The sequence below is a fragment of the Streptococcus sanguinis genome (assembly GCF_008329445.1).
GTDB lineage: Bacteria > Bacillota > Bacilli > Lactobacillales > Streptococcaceae > Streptococcus > Streptococcus sanguinis_O.
In genome coordinates this window covers 16,084-41,310 of sequence record NZ_VIBR01000002.1, presented here as the reverse complement: position 1 = coordinate 41,310, position 25,227 = coordinate 16,084, and the positions used below count along the sequence as shown (strand labels likewise).

Below are 25,227 nucleotides of genomic sequence, written 5' to 3'. Positions count from 1 at the left end.
ATCACTCCATTATTCTGGTACTTGTCCCAGCAGGAAGTAGCCGATAGCAGAGAAGCTTACTGCCATGAAAATGATAATGAAGATAGCCTTAGTAGAGTTCATTCCTTTCTTGCCCAAGAGCCAGAAGATAAAGCCTGTAAAGACTGCTGGAATCAAACGTGGGAAAATCAGATTCATCATGTCTTGGAAATCAATAGCTTTTTCACCAATCTTCAGCACCCATGAAACTTCAAAGTTAATCATAGTCGCTACAAGAGCTCCAACCATGAAGATACCCAGTACAGAAGCCGCTTCAACAAGAGCTGTCAAAGTACTTTGCATGTTGGTGATGAGATTGACCCCTTCTTTGTAGGCAAATTCTAACTGTTTCCAACGGAAAATGTCATAAGCAACTGCTACAGCAATCCAAAGGAAAATTCCCCAAGGTTGGCCTGCGATAGCCATGGTGGCAGCGATAGAGCCCATGATGGCTGGCACTAGAGATCCAAAAATAGAGTCTCCAAGAGGAGCAAACGGCCCCATAAGACCTGTCTTGATACCATTGACCGCATCTTTTGATTTAACACCGTCTTTTTCTTCCATAGCTAGGTCAAAACCTGCAATAATGGTGTGGAAGAAAGGTGATGTATTGAAGAATTGCGTATGCAATTTCATCATTTCTTTTAATTCTGGAGTGCCGTCACCGTACATTTTGCGCAGCTGAGGCAAGAGCATGTAGAGATAGCCAGAACCTTGCATCCGCTCGTAGTTCCAGCCTAATTGGAAAGTGAACAAGCTGCGTTTATTGATTTGTTTAAAATCTTCTTTTGTTAATTTATAATTAGAGTTCGTCATCTTCAATTTCCTCACTTTCTGAGTTTGTGCTAGCAGCTGGAGCAGCAACTACTGTTCTTTGGCTGTATTTGAAATGCTGTACTGCAAGGAAGATACCAAAGATAGCTACACCAATCATAGACAAGCCTTTGAAATTGTTGGCAAATGTAACTGCAGCATCTTTTGGAAGAGTTCCAACAATGCTAGATACAGCCCCACCCAAAGTTTGAATGTTTGAGTAAAGCACAGTCAGCATAGCCGTCAAGCCAAAACCAAGAGCTAAGTAGTGAAGATTACGTTTAACTGGAAGGTAACGAAGCAAGATGGCAAATCCGAGTCCTGGAAGCATACGACCAGCCAGCGTCAAACCTGCAGCCAGCCATTTCACACCAGCAACACCATCTACTATCGCTTGAACAAATGCTCCACCAAATGCCAGAGCCAGAAAGACTGGGAGGGCACGAGACAGAGCCCAAGGAAGTGCACCTAAGAGATAGTTGCGTTCAATACCTTTATAGTCGAAGCGTTCAACTGCTGCATCCACACGGTGTGCGAAATAAGTCGTTGTCATACGACCTAAGATATCGAAGTAGGTCAACAAAGTTGCTACTGGTACTGCGATTGTCGCAATAGCCAACTCTGGCTTAATGCCTTGTGCTACAGAGAAGGCTGTCGCCAAAACGGCACCTGATGTTGCATCAATACGAGAAGCCCCACCAAATGTCCCTACACCAAGAACGAATAATTGCAGGCTACCACCGATAAACAAACCAGTCGTCAAATCACCCATAATCAAGCCAGTAATGAATCCAGCAAATACAGGGGATCCTGCTGAAGAAACGATGGTCAACTCATCACAGATTTGATAAGCTGAGTACAAAGTGAGTAGTAAAATTTGCCACCATTGTATCATAACAATGTCCTCCTAAAATTTTGTCTTATTTTAATAACTTCATGAAATCCTCAACTGGATCGTTGGGAACCATTTGCGCGGTCAGCTTGACTCCTTTTTCGTGCAGCTTGTGAAAGGCTTCAACATCTGCATCTACCACGTTGATAGAGCGGGTAATGGAGCGAGTTTCATCTGACTGAGACATATTGCCGACATTCAGCGTTTCCAGTGGAACACCAGCTTCGACCAACCGCAGGAAGCGGTCTGGCTTACGAGCGACAATCAAGAGTCGCTGTGAATCATACTTGCCGGCCAAGATATTTTCTGCTGCCTTAGCAATCGGCAAGACACTGAGTTTCACACCAGCTGGCGTTGCGAGCTTGAGTCCGCTCTTTTCGATAGCATTTTCAGCTACCTCATCGTCAATCACCATAATGCGTGAAATGTTAAGCTTGGTAGTCCAAAGATTGGCTACCTGTCCATGGATCAAACGTCCATCGATACGTGCACCTACTATTGTCATAGATTTTCCCCCTTTATTGTTTTAAATGTAGGTTGGTTAACTAAGTGAATGGTTTCGCTGTAGATCCCTTCTGTCTCAAAGATAATGATGCGATTGTCACCTTCTCTGAGCAGGCTGTGCGGGATATAGAGCGATAAGGTCGGTCCGACATTCCAGAAACGGCCAATGCTGACACCATTGACAAAGACGACGCCCTTGCCAAAGTCGGACAGATCCAGATAAGTATCTTTAAGCGCTTTCATTTTAAAGTCAAAAGCGTAGAAAGCTGGTTGATTTTCCTGCCACCCTTTTGAAAAGTCTATCTTTTCTGGATGGTCCAGCGGTAGCGGATAATGCTGCCAGTCAATCAGGAAGTGCAGATCCTTGCAGACACCGGTACGAATGCCCTTCTGCTGGGTATCTGCCAGTAGCTTGTGCCCATAATTAACCCGGCCCATATTTTCCATCAGAATGTCAAGCTGGTGCTCCGCCTTTTTCTGGCCGTCCACCATGATATCCTGACCGATTTCTGTCTGGTACTGGGTTGCTATGTGCTGACCGTCCACATAGAGCTGCATACGGTCGCGGCCGTCAATGACACGGAGCCTTTCCTGATCAGCATCCCAACTAGCCCAAGTCCGATAGAGCAGGTAGCCGACATTTTGCCCCAGCTCCTCCATCTTCATCGGATAGAGACTTTCGATAGGCTCTGCCAAGTCAGGCAGGGTCTCAAAGAGACTGACTTTCTGACTGAGCGGAATATTCCTAAGCTCAAAAGACTCTTTCACCAGTGGCTCCATCTGTGGATGCTCTGGATAATGCTCTTTCAGCATCCTCTGGACTGCATAGTACTTGTCCGTCGGATTGCCACGCTCATCGAGTAGAGCATCATAGTCATAGGAAGTCACCTGTGGCAGGTCAATGACGCCTCTAGCCGAACAGCCATTCATAAAGCCAAAATTAGTACCGCCATGAAACATATAGAGATTGATTGAGCCCTGCTGGAGCACTTCATGAACAGCTTGAGCCAGTTCGTCTGGATCTCGCCTGATGATAGGCTCTTTCCAGCGATTGAACCAGCCGTCCCAGAACTCCATACACATGAGCGGCCACTTTTTGCCATGTTCGTCAAAGAATTCCTGCATCTGAGCAAAATTGTAATCTGCCTTAGAGCCGAAATTTCCTGTCACAAAGACATCGTCATCAATCAGCGTACCAGCTTGAAGCGTAGCCCGCCAAGGTCCGTCTGAAGTAAAGAGCGGACAGGTTACACCTCGTTCTTCCATGAGCCGTCTGATTGCTCTCAGGTAGGCCTTGTCTTCCCCATAGGAACCGTACTCATTTTCCACCTGCATCATGAGGATATTTCCCCCATTGTCCAGAAGCCTTGGAGTCAGTCGCGGCAGCAGCTCGTCATAATAGCTGGCTACAGCCTGCAGAAAGGCCTCATCTGATGAGCGGATGCGCATGTTCTCATTGAGCAGCCAGGCCGGCAGACCACCGAACTCCCACTCCGCGCAGATAAAAGGCGAAGGGCGGATAATGGCATAAAGTCCCAAATCCTGAGCTGTCTGTAAAAATGCCTCAATATCTAAAATTCCTTGGAAGTCAAAGACACCTTTTTGGGGTTCGTGCATATTCCAGGGAAGATAGGTCTCCACTGTATTAAAGCCCAGAGCTTTGAGATTATAAAGGGAATGATACCAATCCTCAGGCTGTACCCGAAAATAGTGAATGGCTCCCGATAAAATCTTAAACTCCCGATCATCCAAACAGAAGGAATGACCAATTTTGAATCTTGCCATCTGATGTTCCCTCAGGTATAAAACCGCTTTCATCTCTTATTAATATTAATATAATAAATTTTTGCATAAATGTCAACATTTTTTTTAAAAATATGTTAAAATCTTAAGTAAGAAAAGTAAAAAAAGAGAGGTGAACAAAATGGCTATTCCAAAATACCAACAAATCAAAGATGAGCTCAAGCAGCAAATCATTTCTGGCAAATTTGAAAATGGCGATAAGTTTTACACAGAGGCTGAGCTGATTCAGATGTTTAATGTCAGCTCCATTACAGTTGTCCGCGCTTTGAATGAACTGGCCAACGATGGTTACATCATCCGCCAGCAAGGCAAGGGAACCTTCGTTTCACGTGCAAGAAAGCACAAGCTGGTGGAATTTTCTGACGTTGAGACCTTCCCTATCCAAAAAGATAAGGTGACTGTTCTCTCCATCAAGCGTGGGAATGACCTGAAAATCTTGGATAAGCTAGAACTGGCACCAACGCAGTTCTACTATAAGATTGACCGGGTCAGACGGACTGGCGATAAAATCTATATCTATCACCAAACCTATATCCCTGAGCAGTACATCAATCCGAATTATCCAGATATGGACTACTACAGCTCTATCTACAACCGCTTCAAAACTGACTACCACATTCACATGAATGATGAGCATTTTGAAGAAACCAATGAAATTGTCTTCCCAACACCAAAAGATGTTGCGAAAGTACTGGAAGTTGATACCAACTTCCCGACCGTTCATCAGGTGAAGATTACCCAGCTGGAAAGCACTGGACAAATCTTAGAGTACAGCGAAACTTACAAACGCGGTGACTTCTTCAAGATTAAGTTCATTTCCTGCAATCGGGACCACTAAGATTAAAAACGATGGCTTCTAATCGGCTGTCGTTTTTTCTTTCATCTTGTGTGCTTATATCTATTATAAGTCTATCTATACCAATTTGCAATCCATTCTAAGAACTTTTGTTCATTAAAAAGTAAATTCTGTCAAAAAGTAAACATAGACTACGTATTTGTCCTATTTTTAATCAATATAAAGAAGAAAAAAATAAGAAATACTGGCTGTTCCCCTGAAAATTGGTACAGTGATAAAGCAAAAAAACTGGGATTGAATCCCAGCTTTTTGATATAAAATGTTCCTTATTTTGCAAATGAAGTCGTTTATTAAGTCTCTATAAAACCTGCTATTTCTTTATTTCTAATTCACGTACCTGAAGCAAAACATTAGGCAAATCTACCCCAGCCTGAAGAAGGGCAGCAGCCGTATAAGCGCCCTCTACCAAAGGAACATTATTGATAATGATTTCCTTGTCAGAAAAGTCTGCGACCATTTCTAGATTCATGCGAGCTGATCCCAAATCGAAAAAGGCCAAAATAGTGTCTTTGTCATTGGCATCTAAAGCTGCCTGAATCCCTTCAAAGCTGGTCCCGATGCTGCCGTCGTCCAACCCGCCTACATAGCTGATGGCCACATCTTCCGCCACCTGCGAAATGAGCTCAAACAAGCCTTGGGCCAGGTTTTTGGAATGGGAAACGATAAGAATGCCAGTATCTGCCATCAGCCTGCCTCCGTTTCTAAAAGAGCCTCAAAGAGGAGACCAGATGAAGCCGAACCGGGATCAATATGGCCGATAGAGCGCTCACCGACATAGGAAGCCCGCCCCTTGGTCGCTTTCAGATCTTTGGTCGCTTCCACTAGAGAACCTATCTTTTCACGCGTCAAGTCTCCAGACTGCAAAGAAACAGGAAGCTCCGACCAGACATCCACCATGGTCTTCTCACCAGGCACAGCCTTGCCCCGCTTCTGAATCATGTCCAGCCCAGCTTGGATAACTTCTGACAAGTCCTTGCCGTCTTTCTCAGCTTTGCCCATGCCCATGAAGGCCGAGCCATAAAGAGGGCCTGAAGCACCGCCGACCTTGCTAATCAGCTGCATGGAAACAGCCTGAAAAACCTCAGCCGCACTGGCAAAGTCCTTAGCAGCTAGACTCTCTACTGCTGCTGCCATTCCCCTAGCCATATTGGCGCCATGATCGCCATCACCGATGGGGGTATCAAGGTCAGATAGATAGTCTTTCTGATCCTGGATCTTCTCGTTGAACAACTGCATCCATTTTTTTGCTCTTGCTGCGTCCATAAGCACCTCCTTACCAAGCGGCTGTTGTGACAGGACTATTGAGAGCTGTCAGCCAGTCTGGCTGATCCAGCTGGATAAAGGTCAGAGAAATCCCTGCCATATCAATGGAAGTCATGTAATTACCCAGCTTTTTATAGACAACTTCGACTCCAGCTTCTGCCAGAAAATTTGCTACATCGGCCGCAAAAACATACTGCTCCATGAGCGGTGTTGCACCCATACCATTGATAAGAATGCCGATTTTCTTACCAGATTTGAGCTCAACAGACTGACTGAGCTTTTCGACCAATTCCTTGGCTAAGTCCTTAGACGGCTGCATCTTTTCCTTGCGATAGCCGGGCTCACCATGGATGCCAATACCGAACTCTATCTCATCATCAGCCAAAACAAAACCAGGCTTGCCGACTTCCGGTACGGTTGCCCCGCTCAGAGCCAAGCCAACTGTGTGAATATGTTTGACCAGCTCGTCAGCCAGAGCCTTGATTTCAGTCAGAGATTTGCCTGCACGCGCTGCATCCCCTAGAATCTTATGGACAAGAATGGTGCCAGCCACTCCGCGGCGGCCTTGAGTATAGAGGCTGTCTTCTACTGCGATATCGTCATCTACGACGACACTAGCTACCTCAATCCCTTCCATCTCAGCCATTTCCTGAGCCATTTCAAAGTTCATGATGTCACCGGAGTAATTCTTGATCACCATGAAGACCCCAGCTCCCTCATCTGCTTCCTTGATAGCCTGCAAGACTTGATCAGGTGTTGGTGAAGTAAAGACCGCTCCGCAAATAGCAGCCGACAGCATACCCTCACCGACAAAGCCAGCATGAGAAGGCTCATGACCACTGCCACCACCAGAAATCAAGCCAACCTTGCCTGTCTTCTCACTCTTGCGGGCAATGATATCAAAGCCCTCCACCCGATAAACCAAATCGCTGTGAATGTAGGCCAAGCCTTCCAGCATCTCGTCCACAACCGCTGTTGGGTCGTTGATAATTTTCTTCATAGGTGTCCTCCGTTTCTCAGCGTTTCTTTACAACGAGCAATCCACCCCAAAAAAAGAAAGCGCTATCATTTGGATATTATTTTAACATTATATCTTACCGAAAGCAAATTCTGCCACATCTTAGACTAGAATAAAGCATCAAATTATTTGACAATAAAAAGTATACAGTGTATACTAAAGATAGATAAGTAGACAGTGTATACTTTTGGAGGAGATACATGAAACGCAATACTGCCCAGCTGAAAGAACAGCTCATTCAAACGGGGATTGAAGAAATCGGAAAACATGGAATTGAACAGCTCTCGCTCAGGACTGTTGCCAAGGTCTGCGGTGTGACTCACGGCAGCCCTTACCGACATTTTGAGAGCAAGGAAGGCTACCTCAAGGTGGTTTTGACCCAGCTTTCGCTGTTTCTCAATCAGGAAATCAATCAGAGTATTGATGCGACAGGTTCTGCGCGTGATCAGCTGACCAAGCTTGGTTTTAATTTCATTATTTTTGCCAAGACCTACCCTCATTTTTTCGAAGCTCTCTTTATCAAATTTCCTTTTAAATATATGAAGGTGACACAGGACACCATTCTCTTGGAGTCTGACTTGCCTGGATTTGATAAATTTAAGGAGCTTGTTTTAAAGCTTCGCGAGGAGGAAAATTTTAGCAATAGCGAAGCGGAAAGCCTTTTTCACTTTTGGAGCTTTATCACAGGTCTGGCTGTTCTGACCAACAGTCCTATCGGGCAAGACCTGGATCCTCAAGCCATCCAAAGAACGATCGAGCACATGCTTGACATTTATATCAAAGGAGAACGTTCATGAAAACCTTGATTATTTACACCTACCCCAACCCAACTGGCTTCAATGCTGCTATTCTCAAAGAAGTTCAAAGCAATCTTTCTAAAAAGCACGAAGTGAAAACCTTGGACTTGTATGCTGAAAATTTTGACCCTATCTTACGCTTTGACCAAGAACATAGACGCCGTGACCTGCACAAAGATCCCGAAATTGCAAAATACCGGGATTTGATTACTTGGGCAGACCACCTGATTTCCATTTTTCCTATCTGGTGGAGCGGTATGCCGGCCATTCTTAAAGGCTTTATCGATCGCGTCTTTGCGGCTGACTTTGCCTACTCTTATAAGAAAATCGGACTCCAAGGCCACCTGCAAGGGAAATCCGGCTGGATTATCGTCAGTCATAATACACCAGGTTTTGCCCTGCCTTTTGTCCAAGACTACGGCAAGGTACTTAAAAATCAAATCCTGAAACCTTGTGGTATTTCTCCAGTCAAACTGACCGAGCTCAACGGAGTAGAACGCAAAACAGACCAACAACGCCAAGAAATGCTCAAGAAAATTGGACAACTGGCCAGTCAAATTTAAGATAAAGAAAGCAGGCGCTTCTTAGAAAGTGCCTGCTTTTATGTTCAATCTAAGCCCACGCGCTTAAATATTTCATCTACGCGTTTGGTATAGTAAACTGGGTTAAAGATTTCATCAATCTCTTCCTGAGTCAGACGGGAAGTGACTTCTGGATCTGCTTCAAGCAAAGGCTTGAAGTCCACTTGATTGTCCCAAGACTGGGCAGTCTTTGGCTGCACCAAGTCATAAGCCTGCTCCCGCGTCATGCCTTTTTCAATCAAGGTCAACATAGCCCGCTGGCTAAAGATAAGACCAAAGGTTGAGTTCATGTTACGCTTCATGTTTTCTGGGAAGACGGTCAAGTTCTTGACGATATTACCGAAGCGGTTGAGCATATAGTCGATGAGAATGGTCGTGTCCGGAGCGATGATCCGCTCAGCTGATGAGTGGGAAATGTCGCGCTCATGCCAGAGAGAGACATTCTCAAAGGCTGTCACCATGTGACCACGAATGACACGCGCAAGACCAGTCATATTTTCAGAGCCGATTGGATTGCGCTTGTGAGGCATAGCTGAAGATCCTTTTTGACCCTTGGCAAAGAACTCTTCGACCTCGCGCTGCTCAGACTTTTGCAGACCGCGTATCTCAGTTGCCATGCGCTCGATAGATGTCGCAATCAAGGCTAGAGCTGAGAAGTATTCAGCATGGAGGTCACGTGGCAAGACTTGGGTCGAAATCTCTTGTGGACGGATGCCCAATTTCTCACAGACATAACTTTCCACAAATGGCGGAATGTTAGCAAAGTTCCCAACCGCACCAGAGATTTTCCCGGCTTCCACACCCGCAGCCGCAAGCTCGAAACGCTCGATGTTGCGCTTCATTTCGCTGTACCAGGTTGCGAGCTTGAGACCAAAAGTCGTCGGCTCCGCATGCACCCCGTGGGTCCGTCCCATCATGATGGTGAACTTGTGCTCCCGCGCCCGCTCTGCAATGATGTCAGTGAAGCGACGCAAATCCTCACGGATGATATCATTGGCCTGCTTGTAGAGGTAGCCGTAGGCCGTATCTACCACGTCGGTTGAAGTCAGGCCATAGTGCACCCACTTGCGCTCCTCGCCTAGCGTCTCAGAAACCGCACGCGTGAAAGCCACCACATCATGGCGCGTCTCCTGCTCAATCTCCAAGATGCGGTCGATGTCAAACCCAGCCTGCTCACGAATCAAGGCCACATCTTCCTTGGGAATCTCACCCAGCTCAGCCCAGGCCTCATCAGCTAGAATCTCAACCTCCAGCCAAGCCTTGTACTTATTTTCCTCAGTCCAAATGTTCGCCATTTCGGGGCGAGAGTAACGGTTGATCATTTTTGTTTTTCCTCTAATTCTTTTGTGTATTTGATAAGCTCATCAGTTGTCTCTTTTCTTTCAAATAGTTTTCTATCTGTTTTCAAAACATCTTCAGTATAGTTATCCTTTAGAAACTTATTTAAAATTGCAATCGCTTTCTCAATATAAATATTAAACTGAGCGTCATCACCAATTACTTCTTCTAGTTTTTGGCTTATCTTATGATTTGCTTTGGTTATACCTGACTCGTCTTGTTTACCTCCTAACAGATATTTAATAACCATCATAAGATGCCATCTAGCTTTAAAGTATTTCCTATCATAATTAGTTCTAACATAACGTTCAACTTTATAGAAGGTTAGGCCACTACTATAGTAAATGTTAATATACTTCAAATCCTCTTCATTAAACAAAGCATTACGAGTATTACGTTCAACTTTTCCATATTGCCCTGACACCTCATGAGGAAGATCTAAAAACATTGCAGATGTTGCTTTTATCTGAATTGGTATAGTAATAATTTTCGTTTTAGGAATATTATCATCTCGATATTGTTCAGTTCTACGTTCGTAATATAATCCTACCGAATTAGAGTTTTTCTCTTTTGAGCGGTAGTATTCTTCAATATTTTTTTGAATAGGTGCTAAAGCGGCTAATTGCTCTGGTTTCAAAGTAGTTTGGCTATTAGTTGCTTTTATTATTGAATTCTTTGTTTCTTCATCTGTTGTTGCTATAAATCTGATTGGTAAGTATATCTCTTCAGAACTTGAAATTGATTTTAGAGCCTCAAAAATAACATTACTAGTTTGACAACCATTAACAATTTGATAGTTTACCAATGTTAATTCTTCAGAATTAAGTTTAATATCATCACCAATTATAGTGATACCATTATTTAAAAGACCAAATAAATAACTATCTTTACCTGTCAACTGTCCCTTCATATTATGATTTACTTCAATTTTTTCTTCAGCTCCCAAATAATACCTTATATTATCATCAAAAATTCCTCGACGAAGAACTTTTTTTTCATCAATATCATCTGTTAACAACTTAACAAATTCGTCTAATTTAATCAATCCGTAATAACCATTTTTTATTTTACCACTGCTATCTTTAGGATACGCAACTGGTGTTTTAGTCATACTGATACTTATCTCAAGCTCTGACTGATTTTTACGATGTAAATCCATAACTGATTTCAATCCCAGTACTTTTGGGGGGAGTACTGTTCCAAATAAGCTTAATTGATTTAAATCACTAACGCCCATCTCAATTGTCTTTTGAATATGCTCATCCCTCAACTTAGCATCTTCGTTTGGATCTAGGCTAACAAAGAACATATTTAATTTTGGATTGTCTTTAAATTTACTTGCTTTTGTAAAAATATATTTTGCAACTTCCCAGAATGCATCCAATTCTTGGATATCACAATTTGTTCGATCAAAATCAAAAAATCGTCTAATTCCTGTAAAAAAATCATTCAGTTCTTGTCTATCTATTTTTTCAGATGTTTTTGTTTGAACAAAATAAAATTCAACATCAAATCTCTTTAGTTTTTCAATAACATAATCTACATCTTCTACACTTTGAACTAACTTATCAGCAACAAAAATCGCAATACCATCAATACCGAATGCAGATCCTGTTTCCATATCTTCATATGAAACATTTACATCATTTCCATAAACTGATACTATCGCATCATTTATATAACTTTCAAATAATAAATGTTCATTCTTACATTGAGTTTTTGAAATTTCATGCTTTTGAGCAAAATCATCAACATATGATTTAATTATCGGATTTTTAATTTCTTTTTTATCACTCATTATTCTCTCCTTGTTAAACTTAAATCACTCAAACTCCTCTTTCCCTATTGCCACCGACGGATAGTGTAGCAAGCTACTTAGATCTGTATCCAATGGCAAATCATAAATTGCTAAATAGTTTTCGGGGTATTGAGCAACTAGCTCTTCATACTTGGCCTTCACTTTTTCGTGATTGTTACTAGCATACAAGACTTCTACGACAGCTCCAGTCTTATCCTTTTCAACAAAAGCGTTAACGATGATTTGCATCATAGATTTTCTCCATTAAGTTCTAGAAATTTTCTTCTTCCTCAGAATCTTCATAAACACAAAATTCAATCGAAAGTTTTATGGGGCGACTTGTTAATCCACAGCTCTCTATATATTCATAGACCTCATCATCATCGCGCGTATGCTCTATAACTAGCTGATTATTTGATATCTCTACAATATGAATACCTTCTGCATCCGGAATTTCTGGAATGACTACATCATCCGCATAAGTAAATGTTAGAGTAGTAATATCATCTTCAAATACATTATCGAATTCTTCTATCATTTTAAAAATCAATCCCTTTCCCAAACTCAACCGCACTATTTGGCACACCACTAAACAAAGTCACATGTCCCACCTTACGGTTGTGCTTGTCTTCTATAATCATTTATTTACCGCCCACTCCGCTGCTTTCTCCGCATGGATTACCGTTGTGTCGTAGAGAGGCAGGTCAGTGTCGGATTGCTTGACGAGAAGACCAATCTCGGTACAACCCAAGATAACAGCTTCAGCGCCTGCTTTTTTCAAATCATCTATAATGGCAAGATAGATCTTCTTTGAGCTTTCTTTGATATCCCCTAGACAGAGTTCGTCGTAAATGATCCGATTGACCTCTGTAATACCAGCTTGGTCTGGAATCAGCACTTCTAACCCAGACTCTATTAATTTCTCCTTGTAAAAATCTTGGGTCATGGTGTACTTAGTCCCTAGAAGACCGACTTTTTGAATACCGTCAGCCAACAAGGCCTGCGCAGTTGCCTGTGCAATATGTAAGATTGGAATCGTAATCTGCTCCTGTATCTGTGGAGCAATCTTGTGCATGGTGTTGGTACAAATAACGATGAAATCCGCACCTGCTTGCTCCAGGCGCTTAGCAACATCTGCCAAAAGTCGACCGCTTTTCTCCCAGTCTCCGACTGCCTGATAATGCTCAATCTCTGCAAAATCAACACTGTAAAGCAGAATCTTAGCAGAATGCAGACCACCTAGCTCTTTTTTGATGGTTTCGTTGATGATTTGGTAGTAAGATGTGGTGCTTTCCCAACTCATACCACCAATCAGACCGATAGTTTTCATAGACTAATCAAACTCCTCCTTGCTTATCGCCACCGACGGATAGTGCGGCAAGCTACTTAGATCTGTATCCAATGGCAAATCATAGATAGCCAGATAATTGTCTGGATATTGAATCTTTAATTCCTGATATTTGGCTTTTACTTTTTCATGGTCGGCACTGGCAAAGAGCACTTCCACAACAGCAGTTTCTTTGCCTTCTTCCACAAAAGCATTAACGATGATTTGAATCATAGTAATTGACCAAGTCCGTATTCAGTTAAGCAAATACGACGGCCCATGTTCCTTTCTTTTTGTTTATTTTATTCTATCAAAGATTAGATGTTTGAGTTCAAATTAAGAGAACCCGTTCCCATTCCCTTCTGGTTTTTAATAGTATTAGCAATTAATAGTTCCAGTTAAATTTAAATAAACTCAATATCCTATATTGCTAGTTATAAAGTCTTTGTAAAATGTAAAAAGAAATCAATATTCTGTTAAAAATCTATAAAAGCTCAACTTAAAAAAGAGATGTCTGAATAGTGTTACCTTGCTTATCGGTTTTTGCAATAATATTATTGATTGTAATCTGACTATATTTTTTATTTACTTTTTCTTTTATTACTTGCATTTTTTTATCAAATTCAAATATGCTATCTAACGAGTAAAGAGGAAAAGCTTTTTTTTCTGCTAACAATTGTTGATTTAAAGAAATAGCGGAATCATTTGAAAAATATACTTGCTGCCCCTTGCCATTCTTAAAGAGAGTATGATCAAGAACGGCTAATGCTCTATCTTGTTCTAATGCTTTATAGGTTGCATGTCTACTTCCACCACTATTTGACGATTCGATAGTAATTGTTCCTAAACTCATACCACTTTGCCATTCATCACGTTCAACCAAATAACTAGGCCTTAATGTTGTTCCAATAGGATATTCAGATACCAAAGTCCCGCCATTACGTAAAATATCATCAGCTAGTGTACGGTTTACTTTAGGATATATTGGAACATCTAAGCCATGAGCTAAAATAGCTATAGTTTTACCATTTGTAATACTTGCCATTTCATGAGCCAAGGAGTCACACCCTACAGCTAGTCCACTGACCACTGTGTAATCTAAATTAGATAACTGCTCAGTAATCTTTGAAGTCATCTTTTGGGCAAAAACACCTGGTTCCCTAGTGCCAATTACTGCTACTTTTTTTGTATCTGTGAGTAATTTTATATTCCCTTTAACAAATAATACTAGTGGTTTCTTAGATAAAACAGCTAGCTCTTTAGGATACTCAACATCACTAAAATTAATCGTGACTATTTGTTTTTCTAAACTATTATCAATAATTTCTTTCGCTTTATTACATTGAAAATTCCAACTTGACTTAGTCAAATCAGTTTCAATTAAATTTTTTAACTGACTTATCTTACTACCATAAATATCCTCAAAAGTGAAGTCATAATTTCCTTTTTTAGAAAAAACATCTTCTAGAAAATCAGCAATTCTTTTTCTTCCCATCCCTTTAAGTCTACTAAGGGCAATAATTTTAGTACTTAAGCTATAATTCTCTATCATATTTTTCTACTTTTTTTAAATTAGTTGTCATCGAAATTAACTTGAGGTTCTGCAACTAAAGAAATAATATCGTCAAAATCCTTTGACGAGTACATTCCTGAAGTATTCTTTTTCAGAAAATCCAACAATTGTCTTGGATCATGAAACACATGATCCGCACCATAGTCCCGACCAAATCTATAGTGGATCCCCCATGTAACTAATACTGTTTCAAGTCCAGCCGCTTTATATGCAATAATATCATTTTTAGTATTTCCTATTCCAATAATTCGTGTAGGCTCTATAGTATCTAGAGTAAGTCCCACCCCAAATTCAATTGTTTCAGGTGATGGTTTCAAATGTTTGATTGTATAATCATCAATTTTTGTTTCAGAAGTCCGAACCAGCCAACAACATTCTTCATAGTTAGTATAGTCACCGTTGGTTTTATAACTAACATAACTCCACCCATCACCCTCGTCCTTAGGAAAAATTTTCTTTCTTAATTTCTCTTGATAAAATAGCTTTTCCATTAAATAATATCTATTTGATATAATTTCATAAATCATTCCATCATTAGCAAGAAACTTAAATATCTCTTCCAAACCTGGATAAATAGAATATATTGGAGAGGCTCTATAAAAAGTTTCCCCATTTTTGAAATATTTGTTCCCTTTCTTAAGCTTCATCTTATCGTTGATTGTGCTTTCAAATTCTACATTCCTTTTTCTTGAATCAACAATTGTCTCATCAAAGTCCCAAATTATCAGATCTATTTGAGAATTTAATCTAGGATTTTCAAAGGACTCATATTTCTCAACAATATTATTCCATTTCTCAACCTTTTGATGTTTATAAAGAGAATAATTCACAATTTTTTCTTTTGGAACTCCTTTATTGATAAGATATTTATCAATCATTCTAAAAGAGCTTCCTGTAGTTGTCACATCGTCAATTACGACTATAAAATCAAATTTCTCCCACCAAGATTCAGCTACTCCTTGCAATTCTAATCCTTTTGTAATCTCATCAAATAAAATTTGACGTTTCCCATTCTCTATATGAGTCTTATCCTTTGTTATGGTTCTTATTAACTCAATTTCTTGAATAGGATTCATCATCATGGCTAAAATTTGAGGAATATTATAGACACCACAATCAGAACTAGGAATCCCCAAATAACATATTTTATTATATTCCAAATTTACAAATTCTCGAAATCGTTTTTCAAACTCATTAAATTTATTTTCTAATTTTTGTAAATCAAACTTATTATTAAAGTCAAATTTTTGTTCCCCATTTGATTGATTACGTTCGGCAAGAAGTATTTTATCAACAATTGAATACTTTGTTTTTACTAGATAAAAGTTATTCTGCTGCTCAAATTCCATGTTTTGTTCTCGATTAAATAGAGAGCCATAAAAAATTGGTAATGGTAGACCTTCTTCAACAAAATCAAACTGAGAAATATTAAATGATTTCATCAATTCCTGTTCATATATTTTATTATCAAATGTCATATCTAGTTGTTTCTCCTAAAAATCAATCCCTTCTAGCAGTAGTTGGCTGGTTGCTCTTGCCGATGTTTCGTCTGCGACAATCCTAGTCAACCTTGCAGGGGTAAGAGACGGACCTTATAACTGGGGTCCTGTCTTACTTCCCAAACTCATCAACGCTATCCGGCGCATCACTAAACACAGTCACATGTCCCATCTTTCGGTTGTGCTTCGCTTCTATTTTACCATACAGGTGGAGGTGGGCGCTTGGATTTTCTGTTACATATTTTTCAGCGGTCTCGACATGCTGGCCGAGAACATTGAGCATGACAGCTGGTGCATGCAGGTGGATATCTGGCAATGGTGCTCCGAGAACGCCCAGAATATGGGTGTCAAACTGAGAAAAGTCGCAGGCTTCGATAGAGTAGTGGCCAGAGTTGTGTGGCCGTGGGGCAATCTCATTGACGATGATATCATCAGCTGTCACAAACATCTCCACGCAGAGGGTTCCAGACAAGTTAAGCTGTTCTGCGATTCGCACCGCCATTGCTTTGGCCTTGTCAGCCAGACTTTCTGAAATGCGAGCTGGGACGATGGTCTTAGACAGGATGTTGTTGCGATGGATATTTTCCTGAACTGGGAAAACCGTCACATCCTTACCATTCCCTGATACAATGACGGAAATTTCAAGGTCAAAGTTGACAAACTCTTCCAAGACACAGTCCGCTGAATCAGCTAGCGAATAGGCTTCTGCCAAGTCTGTCTCTGAACGAATGATCTTTTGCCCATGTCCGTCATAGCCACCTGTCGCAGTCTTGAGGACATAATTTTTCGACAGGTCGATGTCTTCCAAGTCTTGACTAGAAGTCACGACTTTGTAGGGTGCCACGGTGACTTGGGCCTTGTTTGAGAGAAAGTCCTTTTCAAAGATCCGATTTTGAGAAATGCGGAGCAGATCCGTTCCTTGAGGGAGCTGACCTTCCTTGATGACAGCATCCAAACCGTCCGCATCGACATTTTCAAACTCATAGGTCAGGACATCGCAACGCTCAGCCAGCTGACGCAGGGCGTCCACATCGTTATAAGGTGCCACGATAATTTCTGCCACACGAGAGGCCGGGCAATCCGCCGCAGGATCCAGCGCGATGACCTTGTGCCCCATGTAGATAGCAGAAATGGCCATCATCTGACCCAGCTGACCGCCACCGATGATTCCGATTGTTTTAGATGAGCTCATTCGCGGACTCCTCAGCGATTTTTCCTTGTTCTTCTGCAAAATCTGCTAGCGCTGCTGCTAGGTCTTGGTCCTCAATGGCCAAGATCCGAAGGGCAGTCAGGGCAGCGTTGGTCGCTCCCGCTTCACCAATGGCCATAGTTGCCACTGGCACACCGCCTGGCATCTGCACAATCGAATAAAGCGAGTCCAGACCACTGAGTGCGCGTGATTTGACCGGTACGCCGATGACAGGCAGGGTGGTTTTAGCCGCTACCATTCCTGGCAAATGGGCTGCACCACCAGCACCTGCAATAATGACCTTGATGCCACGACTGCGAGCTTCTTCCGCATGCTGAAACATGAGGTCAGGTGTACGGTGGGCAGAGACGACTTTCTTTTCGTAGACAACACCGAAGCGGTCTAAGACTTGGGCAGTTTTTTGCATGGTAGCCCAGTCGGATTTGGAGCCCATGATGATGGAAATAATTGGTTTCATTGTTAATATCCTTTTTCTTTTTGATAATGGTCTTAGGCGGTGGGTCGGAAGCAAACCTTCGGTTTCATTCCTAAAATTTGAGCCCGAAGTCTCAAATTTTCCCTAGGCCAGAACATACACTGTTCTGGTCTTTTCACCACGGCGACCATTATCTTGTTTGGCGACTGAGTCGCTTTTACACTCTTATTTGTTTGCCTTGCTTCCGATATCCGTTCGGTAAAAGAGGCTTGTTGTGTCTTGTTTTTTTAGTTGGTCGTAGATTTTTTCCTGCGCAGCTGAGACGGTATCTGCTGTGGTGACCAGCATGTACACTCGGCCCCCATTCGACAGCAGTGCTCTGCTATTTTCCGCAAACTTAGCCCCAGCATAGTAAGTGATGATGTCGCCGTCTGTCTTCTCCGGCAGAGGCAGGCCTTTCTCATAGTCCAGCGGGTAGCCTTCTGATGCGACAACCACGCCAAGGGTCACGCCCTCATCCAGCCAAGTGATAGCAGGCTCTTTCTTGTCCAAAATGTCCGTGATATTCTGCGCAAAGTCAGACGTCAAGCGTGGCAGGATAATCTGGGTCTCCGGATCGCCAAATCGGGCATTAAACTCGATGACCTTAGGACCATCTGCTGTCAGAATCAGCCCAGCGTAGAGCACGCCCAGATAAGGTCGTCCCTCAGCTATCATGCCTTTGAGAACTGGCTTGATAATCGTCTCAACTGGCTGGTCCACCACGCTTTGTGGCAGGTGAGGCACTGGCGCATAAGCTCCCATACCGCCTGTATTAGGACCCTTGTCCCCATCGTAGGCCCGTTTGTGGTCTTGTGCTGTCGGCATAATGTAAAACTTGTCGCCATTGACAAAGGCAAAGAGGGAGAACTCCTCGCCGTCCAGGAACTCTTCGATGACCACACGCGCACCTGAGTCGCCGAACTTATTATCCAAGAGCATATCGTGAGCAGCCTCGACCGCCTGCTCCACGGTCTCCGCTACGACCACACCCTTGCCCAGAGCCAAGCCGTCCGCCTTGACCACGATAGGCGCCCCCTGCTTTTCGATGTAGGCTTTAGCTTCCTCAAAGTCGGAAAATGTGCCATAGGCTGCTGTTGGCACACCGTATTTGACCATGATTTCCTTGGCAAAATCCTTGGACCACTCCAGCTCCGCTGCTAAACGAGATGGGCCGAAAGCCTTGAGCCCAGCTTGGTTAAAATCATCTACAATTCCAGCTGCCAGCGCATCATCCGGACCGATAAAAGACCAAGCAATGTCATTCTCCTTGGTAAATTCAATTAGTTTGGAATGTTCGGAAATTCCAATGTTTACTAAATCCAACCCATCCAAGGTCATGCCATCATTTCCAGGTGCGACAAACACCTGCTCCACACCCTGAGACTCCAATAACTTCTTGGCAATCGCATGCTCACGACCGCCTGAACCAACAACCAAAAGCTTCATAGCTAAGATACCTCAATATCCAATATCACAGGCGCTTACGCACCAAACTAACACATCTCGTAAAAATTATTGCCATTTTTACGAATTATTTATCTAAATTATATCATAATCGTTCGTTTTATTCCATTCTAATGAGAAAAAGAATATCTCTTCTATAATGATTGCCGTAATTATTGTTTTCTTCAGCCTTCTCCTTTTTGAGTGGATTGTACCCGTTTTAGACAGAAAATATTCAGGGCTTGTCAAATTTACTATCATTTTCAAATAAGTTTTCCGAATAATACAGGTGGGCCCATCCAAAACCATTCTTACAAAGGAGTTTTATGAAGAAATATCAAAAACTGTTTTTATTATCCGGAGCTGTCCTAGGTGTCTTTGCGAGGCACTCAACAGTTCATGCGACCGAAACGCCTGAATCTGAAGTCAAAATTCTAGGCCCTACTGATCGTGCCAGCAATGTCGATGTGACTGTGAACGATCGTACAGCCTCTATTAGTTATACCCGTTCCCAAGCTCAAGAACCTCATCGTATTCTCCACGCTGTTTGGTCTGATGAGAACGGACAGGATGATATCAAATGGTATGAAGCACCGTCAACAACAACTACTAACACTGACATTGAAATGAGTAACCATGCAGGTTACGGAACCTTTCATGTTCATACCTATATTGATCTCTATGGAAAATTAATTGGGCTGAATGGAACAACCTTTACTCTCGATAAACCAGCCATTAATGTCACTTCTAATATCCTAGGGAAAACCGCTCAAATTCACTTTAATCGCAACAAAGACCAAATAAATTCCAATATTTTACATGCTGTTTGGTCTGATGAAAATGGACAAGATGATATCAAATGGTACAATGCAGGACAAGATATTACTGAATTTGAACTTTCAAATCACAAAGGCTATGGAACTTATCACATTCATACTTATGAAAATAAAGATGGTAAGATGATTGGCTTAAACGGGACCACTTTCAATTTAGAAAAACCTAACCCTACTGTTGAGACCAGCTTCCCTCAAACAGGTATCATGGACATTACTGTCAAAAACGTACCTGACACCATGCATAGAATTGTTCTTCCAACTTGGTCTGAGAAAAATGGGCAAGATGATCTACAATGGTATGAAGCAAGCAAAAATCCAGATGGCAGCTACAGCGCTCGGGTGGAACTCAGAAAGCATAACTACGACACAGGGATTTACAATATCCACCTTTACGGTGAAAGTTATGTTAAGCCTGACTTAACAGGTCTCTCAGGGACTACTGCACAAATTGATAGTGGAAAATTGCCTTCTGAAGAGGAGCAAAAACCGCTTTTTACGGTGGAAAATATCAACCCCAAACAAGGAACCTATACTGTAAAAATCGCTGAAACAGCTTTATCTAAACCTATAAAGTCTGTCCAAGTTCCCATTTGGAGCACTAGCAATCAGAGCAATCTTAAATGGTATGCAGCCACTCCTAACGGAGATGGCTCCTTCAGCGCAACCTTTGATATCCGTAATCACCAGGCTTTGTCTGGAACCTATAACAACCATGTGTATGTCACCTATAAGGACGGCAGTGAGCGTAGCTACGCAGCAGATGCCATCTCAATGTCTACCGACCAAATTCAAGCCAAGGTTGCAGTCAGGAAAACTGAGGCTAATCGCTATGAGGTGACAGTGACAGATGCCTACGGAGATGGCGATATTATTCTGCCAACTTGGTCAGAAGTCAATGGGCAAGATGATATCAAATGGTATACTGCCAATAAGGTCGGCAATGGAACCTACAAATTCACCGTAGATACTCAGAATCACAAGGGGAGCGGTCTATTTAACACCCATGTCTATCGTAGAAAAGCGGGACAACTGACTGGTCTGACTGGAACTAGCTATCAGGTTGAGAAATCAAGCGTTCAATCAGCTAATATTCAGCCTAACTATGCCGCTGCTAATGCGACAACTTATCCTGTCGGTCAATGTACTTGGGGAGCCAAGGCTCTAGCTCCTTGGGCAGGAAATTACTGGGGCAACGGAGGTCAATGGGCGGCTAGCGCCAGAAGAGCTGGATTCCGTACCGGCAGTAGGCCTGAGGTTGGCGCCATCGCCTGCTGGGATGACGGCGGCTACGGCCACGTCGGTGTTGTGACTCATGTCGAATCCAATACCCGCATCCAGATCCAAGAGTCTAACTACCTCGGCAAGCAGTACATCAGCAACTTCCGTGGCTGGTTTGACCCAACTGCTTCCTACTGGGGCCGCCTGACCTATATCTATCCTAAATAAGTCGCTTTCGCACTCCTCAAAACCACTTTAAGCAGACTGCTCCTGCTTAGTCTGTTCATGATTTTCATTGAGTATAAGTCTACTCAAAAATCCTCGGCTCGAGCCGAGGATTTTTCTTATTTTTTAATGCCTAAAATGCCGTACACCGGTGAATATCATAGTTAAGCCATGCTTATCAGCAGCTTCAATAGACTCTTGGTCACGGACAGATCCGCCTGGCTGGATGATGGCTTTGATACCAGCTGCTGCGATTTCTTCGATATTGTCCGCAAAAGGGAAGAAAGCATCAGAAGCCAGAGCAGCACCGTCAAGGCGATCTTTGGCTTGCTCAATAGCAATCTTGACAGAAGCCACGCGGTTGGTCTGACCGGGACCGACTCCCAGCACCTGACGGTCATTGGTGATGATGATACCGTTGGATTTGACATATTTGACAGACTTCCAAGCAAATTCCAAAGCCACACGCTCCTGCTCACTCGGCTGCCGCTTGGTCACGACCTGCCAATCAGCTGGATTTTCCTCGATAATATCTTGGTTTTGCACGAGGAGACCACCCAGAACACCTGTCACTTCCTTCTCGGCTCCAGAAACTGTCTGCGCATCAAAAGCCAACTCCAAAATCCGCAGATTTTTCTTTTTATTAGTCAAAATAGCTAGCGCTTCTGCCGTGTAGCTCGGTGCGATGATAATTTCTAGGAAAATACCGTGCATCTTCTCAGCTGTCGCAGCATCCACCTGACGGTTGAGGACGACAATCCCACCAAAAATGGACACTGGATCAGACTCATAGGCATAGTCCCAGGCTGTCTCGATATCATCCGCCTGGCCAATACCGCAAGGATTCATATGTTTTAGCGCCACAACAGTTGGCCGATCCTTGAAATCTCGAATAATCCGAATGGCCGCATCCGCATCGCGAATGTTGTTGAAAGACAACTCTTTTCCATTCAGCTGCTTAGCGGAAGCGATGGAATAGTCCAGTGGCAAAGCAGTCTGATAAAAATCCGCATCCTGCTGGGGATTTTCCCCGTAGCGCATGGGCTGCTTGAGTTCATAGGTCAAGGTCAGCTTTTCAGGCTTGCTTTCGCCCACCTGATCCGTGAAATAGTCCGCAATCAAAGCATCATAAGCTGCTGTATGACGGAAAACCTTCGCTGCCAAACGTTGACGCGTTTCATAGGTCGTTTGGCCATTTGCTGCCAACTCTTCCAGAACAAGAGCATAATCAGCCGGATCTACGACAACTGTCACGCTAGCATGATTTTTAGCTGCTGAACGAAGCATAGAGGGCCCACCGATGTCAATATTTTCCACCGCATCCGCATACTCAACACCCGGCTTGAGAATGGTTTCCTTAAAAGGATAGAGGTTGACCACGACCAGGTCAATGAGCTCAATCTGATTTTCCCTGGCCGCTTGCAAGTGGCTATCCAAGTCCCGACGAGCCAAGAGACCTCCGTGAATGTTTGGATGGAGGGTCTTGACACGGCCATCCATCATCTCTGGAAAGCCAGTCACATCATCAATAGCAATGGTGCCCACTCCTTCATTGTCTAAGGCCACCTTGGTACCACCGGTTGAGATGATATCCCAGCCCAGAGCTTTCAGCTCTTTCGCAAATTCTACAATGCCTGTCTTGTCTGATACACTGATTAGGGCTTTTTTCGTCATTCTATTCCTCTTTCTTTAGATCCAAGCGCATAGCGACTTCGTTATTCTCTTCTATAAATCCTGTTTCCTGAAAACCCAGACTAGTCAGCAGGCGCTTCATTTTTTCATTTCCAACCACATAATCTGCGATAATATGACTACAAGCTCTATCCATCTGAGCCTTTTTGATCAGAACTTCCAAGGCTTTTCGACCATAGCCTCTTCCTTGGTACTGCTGACCAATCATTATCCGCCAGATAAAGTATTCCGCTTCATCCTTGTCTATTTCCAGTAGGAGAAAGCCAACCACTTGCTTATCCCAATAGATTGCCATCGGAAACACATCTTCATTTTTCCGGTAGAGCCATGCGTCAGCTAAAGAGCGCACATTTGGAGCCACGAAACGTGCTCGTTTATCAGCTTCAGATATTTTTAAATCCAGCACTGCCTGAAAACTGCTCTCATCTACTAATTTCAGCTCAATCATTTTTTCTCCTAGCAATATTGCACAATCAAAACTTGATTTACTTCTTACTTTCTCCCCACCCCTAAACTCTCCAGCACTTGTGAATAGAGCTGATACTCGGCGGCATGGATGCGTTCTTCAAAACTTTCAATCGTATCATCAGCTAGTCGAGGTACGCGCACTTGCTGGATAATTTTTCCAGTGTCCACACCCGAGTCCACCCAGTGAACGGTCACACCGCTCTCAGAGACGCCAGCCTGCCAAGCATCCTCAATGCCGTGGGCACCTGGGAATTCCGGTAGGTAGGCTGGATGGATATTGATGATACGTCCTTCATAAGCACTAAGCAAGGTCGGACCGACAATTTTCATATAGCCTGCTAGGCAAACCAAATCAATCTGCTGCGCTTCTAGTAGATCTACAATAGCTTGCTCATAAGCAACCTTACTGTCAAACTCTCTAAGCTCAAAAGCATAGCTTTTGACACCTAGCTTATCCGCCCGCTTGAGCACATAGGCATCTCGATGGTCTGAAAAGACAAATTCAACAGGAAACTGCTCAGCAATCACTTGGAAATTTGACCCGTTGCCCGAAGCAAAAACGGCAATTTTTTTCATTTGATAAGGACACTTTCATTTTCTTTTTTGACAATCCGGCCGACTTCATAAACAGGCTCGTCAAGAAGTTCTTTGACACGATTCACATTTTCAGGCGCTACAGCCAAAATCATCCCTAACCCCATATTAAAGATTTCAAACATTTCTTGGTGCTTGATGTGACCATAATTTTCTAAGGCCTTAAAAATCGGCAAGACTGGAATCTTGTCTTCTTCAATCTCAGCAGCCAAGTCATCAGCAAACATGCGAGGCACATTTTCGATAAAACCGCCACCAGTAATATGGGCAATCCCATGAACCAGCTTTTCCTTAATCAGCGGCAGCAAAGCCTTGACATAGATACGAGTCGGCTCAAGCAGCACTTCCTTGAGTTTCTTACCTTCCAATTCTGGCAGTTCTTCCTCACCAGTGTAGTCCGCAAAAACCTGGCGAACGAGAGAGTAACCATTTGAGTGAATTCCACTGGAAGCCAATCCCAGAAGGACATCGCCCTCTGCGACTTTAGAGCCGTCAATAATCTCTGACTTTTCAGCAACCCCGACAGCAAAACCAGCTAGGTCATAATCATCTTCACCGTACATGCCAGGCATTTCAGCGGTTTCTCCGCCAATCAAGGCAGCCCCAGACTGAACGCAGCCTTCAGCTACACCAGCAACAACTTGTTCGAGTTTAGCTGGTTCATTTTTCCCAGTGGCAATATAGTCCAGGAAATAAAGGGGCTCAGCTCCTGCAGCAATGATGTCGTTGACACACATGGCTACACAATCCTGCCCAATGGTATCGTGCTTGTCATACTGAATGGCCAGCATGAGCTTGGTTCCGACCCCATCCGTACCAGAAATCAGTACTGGTTCCTTGACCCCCGTCTGAGACAGGTCAAACATGCCGCCAAAGCCACCCAGCGCCCCCATGACGCCAGCCCGCTCCGTACGAGCCACGTGCTTTTTAATCCGTTCAACAACTTCATAACCTGCTTCAACATCCACACCGGATTGAGCGTATGCATTTTTATTTGTCATAAT

Annotated in this window: 26 protein-coding genes and 1 pseudogene; 4 read left to right on the top strand and 23 right to left on the bottom strand. The window is 43.0% G+C overall.

The features are described from left to right. Window positions 1-9: 9 nt before the first annotated feature. From FKX92_RS05145 to FKX92_RS05130, 4 genes are read right to left on the bottom strand one after another with little or no spacing between them, the layout of a single operon-like run. Window positions 10-834: a PTS system mannose/fructose/sorbose family transporter subunit IID gene (locus FKX92_RS05145; protein WP_149565723.1), complete on the bottom strand. Its 825-nt coding sequence runs from the start codon at window positions 832-834 to the stop codon at window positions 10-12. Continuing rightward, a complete protein-coding gene (locus FKX92_RS05140) occupies window positions 821-1,726 on the bottom strand; it encodes a PTS mannose/fructose/sorbose/N-acetylgalactosamine transporter subunit IIC (RefSeq protein ID WP_149565722.1) in 906 nt (301 codons plus the stop codon). Before FKX92_RS05140 ends, FKX92_RS05145 begins: the two co-directional genes overlap by 14 nt. 25 nt (window positions 1,727-1,751) lie before the next feature. Continuing rightward, complete coding sequence (locus tag FKX92_RS05135; RefSeq protein ID WP_002898809.1) at window positions 1,752-2,228, bottom strand: PTS system mannose/fructose/N-acetylgalactosamine-transporter subunit IIB; 477 nt, start codon at window positions 2,226-2,228, stop codon at window positions 1,752-1,754. Then, complete coding sequence (locus FKX92_RS05130) at window positions 2,225-4,045, bottom strand: glycoside hydrolase family 35 protein (RefSeq protein WP_187759390.1); 1,821 nt, start codon at window positions 4,043-4,045, stop codon at window positions 2,225-2,227. Before FKX92_RS05130 ends, FKX92_RS05135 begins: the two co-directional genes overlap by 4 nt. A 106-nt stretch (window positions 4,046-4,151) precedes the next feature. On the opposite strand from FKX92_RS05130, the gene FKX92_RS05125 reads away from it, so the two are divergent. Next, window positions 4,152-4,868 (top strand): GntR family transcriptional regulator, encoded by a 717-nt coding sequence (locus FKX92_RS05125; RefSeq protein WP_002901967.1) that lies wholly within the window; start codon window positions 4,152-4,154, stop codon window positions 4,866-4,868. A gap of 328 nt (window positions 4,869-5,196) precedes the next feature. Here FKX92_RS05125 and dhaM read toward each other — a convergent pair whose 3' ends face one another. The 3 genes from dhaM to dhaK are packed head-to-tail and all read right to left on the bottom strand — an operon-like array spanning window position 5,197 to window position 7,149. Next, window positions 5,197-5,571 (bottom strand): dihydroxyacetone kinase phosphoryl donor subunit DhaM, encoded by a 375-nt coding sequence (dhaM, locus tag FKX92_RS05120; protein WP_149565720.1) that lies wholly within the window; start codon window positions 5,569-5,571, stop codon window positions 5,197-5,199. Then, complete coding sequence (gene dhaL, locus FKX92_RS05115; RefSeq protein WP_149565719.1) at window positions 5,571-6,149, bottom strand: dihydroxyacetone kinase subunit DhaL; 579 nt, start codon at window positions 6,147-6,149, stop codon at window positions 5,571-5,573. The genes dhaM and dhaL overlap by 1 nt, the downstream gene beginning before the upstream one ends. Window positions 6,150-6,159: 10 nt before the next feature. After that, window positions 6,160-7,149: a dihydroxyacetone kinase subunit DhaK gene (gene dhaK, locus FKX92_RS05110; protein WP_011836301.1), complete on the bottom strand. Its 990-nt coding sequence runs from the start codon at window positions 7,147-7,149 to the stop codon at window positions 6,160-6,162. A gap of 218 nt (window positions 7,150-7,367) precedes the next feature. Here dhaK and FKX92_RS05105 point away from each other — a divergent pair, with 218 nt between their 5' ends. After that, window positions 7,368-7,964 (top strand): TetR/AcrR family transcriptional regulator, encoded by a 597-nt coding sequence (locus FKX92_RS05105; RefSeq protein ID WP_149565718.1) that lies wholly within the window; start codon window positions 7,368-7,370, stop codon window positions 7,962-7,964. Then, the gene (locus FKX92_RS05100) at window positions 7,961-8,527 is read left to right on the top strand and encodes an NAD(P)H-dependent oxidoreductase (protein WP_149565717.1); all 567 of its coding nucleotides are present in this window, start codon (window positions 7,961-7,963) and stop codon (window positions 8,525-8,527) included. Before FKX92_RS05105 ends, FKX92_RS05100 begins: the two co-directional genes overlap by 4 nt. A gap of 44 nt (window positions 8,528-8,571) precedes the next feature. Here FKX92_RS05100 and purB read toward each other — a convergent pair whose 3' ends face one another. The 12 genes and pseudogenes from purB to purD all read right to left on the bottom strand — a co-directional run bounded on the left by purB (window position 8,572) and on the right by purD (window position 19,193). Beyond that, entirely contained in the window at window positions 8,572-9,867 is a 1,296-nt protein-coding gene (gene purB / locus FKX92_RS05095; protein ID WP_149565716.1) for an adenylosuccinate lyase, read from the bottom strand. Continuing rightward, entirely contained in the window at window positions 9,864-11,681 is a 1,818-nt protein-coding gene (locus tag FKX92_RS05090; RefSeq protein WP_149565715.1) for an AIPR family protein, read from the bottom strand. The genes purB and FKX92_RS05090 overlap by 4 nt, the downstream gene beginning before the upstream one ends. A 24-nt stretch (window positions 11,682-11,705) precedes the next feature. After that, window positions 11,706-11,933, bottom strand: a complete 228-nt coding sequence (locus FKX92_RS05085; protein ID WP_149565714.1) for a phosphoribosylaminoimidazole carboxylase — start codon at window positions 11,931-11,933, stop codon at window positions 11,706-11,708. Between the two features lie 19 nt (window positions 11,934-11,952). Continuing rightward, the gene (locus tag FKX92_RS05080) at window positions 11,953-12,219 is read right to left on the bottom strand and encodes a hypothetical protein (RefSeq protein WP_149565899.1); all 267 of its coding nucleotides are present in this window, start codon (window positions 12,217-12,219) and stop codon (window positions 11,953-11,955) included. 1 nt (window position 12,220) lies between these two features. Next, window positions 12,221-12,316, bottom strand: a pseudogene (locus FKX92_RS05075) (phosphoribosylaminoimidazole carboxylase); the annotation flags it as partial. A 2-nt stretch (window positions 12,317-12,318) separates the two neighbouring features. After that, a complete protein-coding gene (locus FKX92_RS05070) occupies window positions 12,319-13,011 on the bottom strand; it encodes an aspartate/glutamate racemase family protein (RefSeq protein WP_149565712.1) in 693 nt (230 codons plus the stop codon). 3 nt (window positions 13,012-13,014) lie between these two features. Further along, window positions 13,015-13,242 (bottom strand): hypothetical protein, encoded by a 228-nt coding sequence (locus FKX92_RS05065; RefSeq protein WP_002894363.1) that lies wholly within the window; start codon window positions 13,240-13,242, stop codon window positions 13,015-13,017. Window positions 13,243-13,507: 265 nt separating this feature from the next. Continuing rightward, window positions 13,508-14,560, bottom strand: a complete 1,053-nt coding sequence (locus FKX92_RS05060) for a DNA-processing protein DprA (protein ID WP_149565711.1) — start codon at window positions 14,558-14,560, stop codon at window positions 13,508-13,510. 20 nt (window positions 14,561-14,580) lie between these two features. After that, entirely contained in the window at window positions 14,581-16,059 is a 1,479-nt protein-coding gene (locus FKX92_RS05055; RefSeq protein ID WP_149565710.1) for an HAD family hydrolase, read from the bottom strand. Window positions 16,060-16,192: 133 nt separating this feature from the next. Continuing rightward, on the bottom strand, window positions 16,193-17,272 hold the full coding sequence (gene purK, locus FKX92_RS05050; RefSeq protein WP_149565709.1) for a 5-(carboxyamino)imidazole ribonucleotide synthase: 1,080 nt from the start codon (window positions 17,270-17,272) through the stop codon (window positions 16,193-16,195). Then, window positions 17,259-17,747: a 5-(carboxyamino)imidazole ribonucleotide mutase gene (purE, locus tag FKX92_RS05045; protein WP_149565708.1), complete on the bottom strand. Its 489-nt coding sequence runs from the start codon at window positions 17,745-17,747 to the stop codon at window positions 17,259-17,261. The genes purK and purE overlap by 14 nt, the downstream gene beginning before the upstream one ends. Before the next feature lie 183 nt (window positions 17,748-17,930). Further along, entirely contained in the window at window positions 17,931-19,193 is a 1,263-nt protein-coding gene (gene purD, locus FKX92_RS05040; protein WP_149565707.1) for a phosphoribosylamine--glycine ligase, read from the bottom strand. A gap of 323 nt (window positions 19,194-19,516) precedes the next feature. On the opposite strand from purD, the gene FKX92_RS05030 reads away from it, so the two are divergent. After that, window positions 19,517-21,472, top strand: coding sequence for a GBS Bsp-like repeat-containing protein (locus FKX92_RS05030; RefSeq protein WP_149565705.1), 1,956 nt, complete (start codon window positions 19,517-19,519; stop codon window positions 21,470-21,472). Window positions 21,473-21,595: 123 nt separating this feature from the next. Here the strand turns inward: FKX92_RS05030 and purH are convergent, their stop codons facing one another. From purH to purM, 4 genes are read right to left on the bottom strand one after another with little or no spacing between them, the layout of a single operon-like run. Next, window positions 21,596-23,143, bottom strand: coding sequence for a bifunctional phosphoribosylaminoimidazolecarboxamide formyltransferase/IMP cyclohydrolase (gene purH / locus FKX92_RS05025; RefSeq protein WP_149565704.1), 1,548 nt, complete (start codon window positions 23,141-23,143; stop codon window positions 21,596-21,598). Between the two features lies 1 nt (window position 23,144). After that, complete coding sequence (locus tag FKX92_RS05020) at window positions 23,145-23,609, bottom strand: GNAT family N-acetyltransferase (RefSeq protein WP_002916802.1); 465 nt, start codon at window positions 23,607-23,609, stop codon at window positions 23,145-23,147. A 44-nt stretch (window positions 23,610-23,653) separates the two neighbouring features. Further along, the gene (purN, locus tag FKX92_RS05015; protein ID WP_149565703.1) at window positions 23,654-24,205 is read right to left on the bottom strand and encodes a phosphoribosylglycinamide formyltransferase; all 552 of its coding nucleotides are present in this window, start codon (window positions 24,203-24,205) and stop codon (window positions 23,654-23,656) included. Continuing rightward, window positions 24,202-25,224 carry a phosphoribosylformylglycinamidine cyclo-ligase gene (gene purM, locus FKX92_RS05010; protein ID WP_149565702.1) on the bottom strand — a complete coding sequence of 341 codons (1,023 nt, stop codon included), beginning with the start codon at window positions 25,222-25,224 and terminating at the stop codon, window positions 24,202-24,204. Before purM ends, purN begins: the two co-directional genes overlap by 4 nt. Window positions 25,225-25,227: the final 3 nt, after the last annotated feature.

Coding starts and splice junctions, on each gene's coding strand:
- FKX92_RS05145 (WP_149565723.1), bottom strand. CDS start 834: ATGACGAACTCTAATTATAAATTAACAAAAGAAGATTTTAAACAAATC.
- FKX92_RS05140 (WP_149565722.1), bottom strand. CDS start 1,726: ATGATACAATGGTGGCAAATTTTACTACTCACTTTGTACTCAGCTTAT.
- FKX92_RS05135 (WP_002898809.1), bottom strand. CDS start 2,228: ATGACAATAGTAGGTGCACGTATCGATGGACGTTTGATCCATGGACAG.
- FKX92_RS05130 (WP_187759390.1), bottom strand. CDS start 4,045: ATGAAAGCGGTTTTATACCTGAGGGAACATCAGATGGCAAGATTCAAA.
- FKX92_RS05125 (WP_002901967.1), top strand. CDS start 4,152: ATGGCTATTCCAAAATACCAACAAATCAAAGATGAGCTCAAGCAGCAA.
- dhaM (WP_149565720.1), bottom strand. CDS start 5,571: ATGGCAGATACTGGCATTCTTATCGTTTCCCATTCCAAAAACCTGGCC.
- dhaL (WP_149565719.1), bottom strand. CDS start 6,149: ATGGACGCAGCAAGAGCAAAAAAATGGATGCAGTTGTTCAACGAGAAG.
- dhaK (WP_011836301.1), bottom strand. CDS start 7,149: ATGAAGAAAATTATCAACGACCCAACAGCGGTTGTGGACGAGATGCTG.
- FKX92_RS05105 (WP_149565718.1), top strand. CDS start 7,368: ATGAAACGCAATACTGCCCAGCTGAAAGAACAGCTCATTCAAACGGGG.
- FKX92_RS05100 (WP_149565717.1), top strand. CDS start 7,961: ATGAAAACCTTGATTATTTACACCTACCCCAACCCAACTGGCTTCAAT.
- purB (WP_149565716.1), bottom strand. CDS start 9,867: ATGATCAACCGTTACTCTCGCCCCGAAATGGCGAACATTTGGACTGAG.
- FKX92_RS05090 (WP_149565715.1), bottom strand. CDS start 11,681: ATGAGTGATAAAAAAGAAATTAAAAATCCGATAATTAAATCATATGTT.
- FKX92_RS05085 (WP_149565714.1), bottom strand. CDS start 11,933: ATGATGCAAATCATCGTTAACGCTTTTGTTGAAAAGGATAAGACTGGA.
- FKX92_RS05080 (WP_149565899.1), bottom strand. CDS start 12,219: ATGATAGAAGAATTCGATAATGTATTTGAAGATGATATTACTACTCTA.
- FKX92_RS05070 (WP_149565712.1), bottom strand. CDS start 13,011: ATGAAAACTATCGGTCTGATTGGTGGTATGAGTTGGGAAAGCACCACA.
- FKX92_RS05065 (WP_002894363.1), bottom strand. CDS start 13,242: ATGATTCAAATCATCGTTAATGCTTTTGTGGAAGAAGGCAAAGAAACT.
- FKX92_RS05060 (WP_149565711.1), bottom strand. CDS start 14,560: ATGATAGAGAATTATAGCTTAAGTACTAAAATTATTGCCCTTAGTAGA.
- FKX92_RS05055 (WP_149565710.1), bottom strand. CDS start 16,059: ATGACATTTGATAATAAAATATATGAACAGGAATTGATGAAATCATTT.
- purK (WP_149565709.1), bottom strand. CDS start 17,272: ATGAGCTCATCTAAAACAATCGGAATCATCGGTGGCGGTCAGCTGGGT.
- purE (WP_149565708.1), bottom strand. CDS start 17,747: ATGAAACCAATTATTTCCATCATCATGGGCTCCAAATCCGACTGGGCT.
- purD (WP_149565707.1), bottom strand. CDS start 19,193: ATGAAGCTTTTGGTTGTTGGTTCAGGCGGTCGTGAGCATGCGATTGCC.
- FKX92_RS05030 (WP_149565705.1), top strand. CDS start 19,517: ATGAAGAAATATCAAAAACTGTTTTTATTATCCGGAGCTGTCCTAGGT.
- purH (WP_149565704.1), bottom strand. CDS start 23,143: ATGACGAAAAAAGCCCTAATCAGTGTATCAGACAAGACAGGCATTGTA.
- FKX92_RS05020 (WP_002916802.1), bottom strand. CDS start 23,609: ATGATTGAGCTGAAATTAGTAGATGAGAGCAGTTTTCAGGCAGTGCTG.
- purN (WP_149565703.1), bottom strand. CDS start 24,205: ATGAAAAAAATTGCCGTTTTTGCTTCGGGCAACGGGTCAAATTTCCAA.
- purM (WP_149565702.1), bottom strand. CDS start 25,224: ATGACAAATAAAAATGCATACGCTCAATCCGGTGTGGATGTTGAAGCA.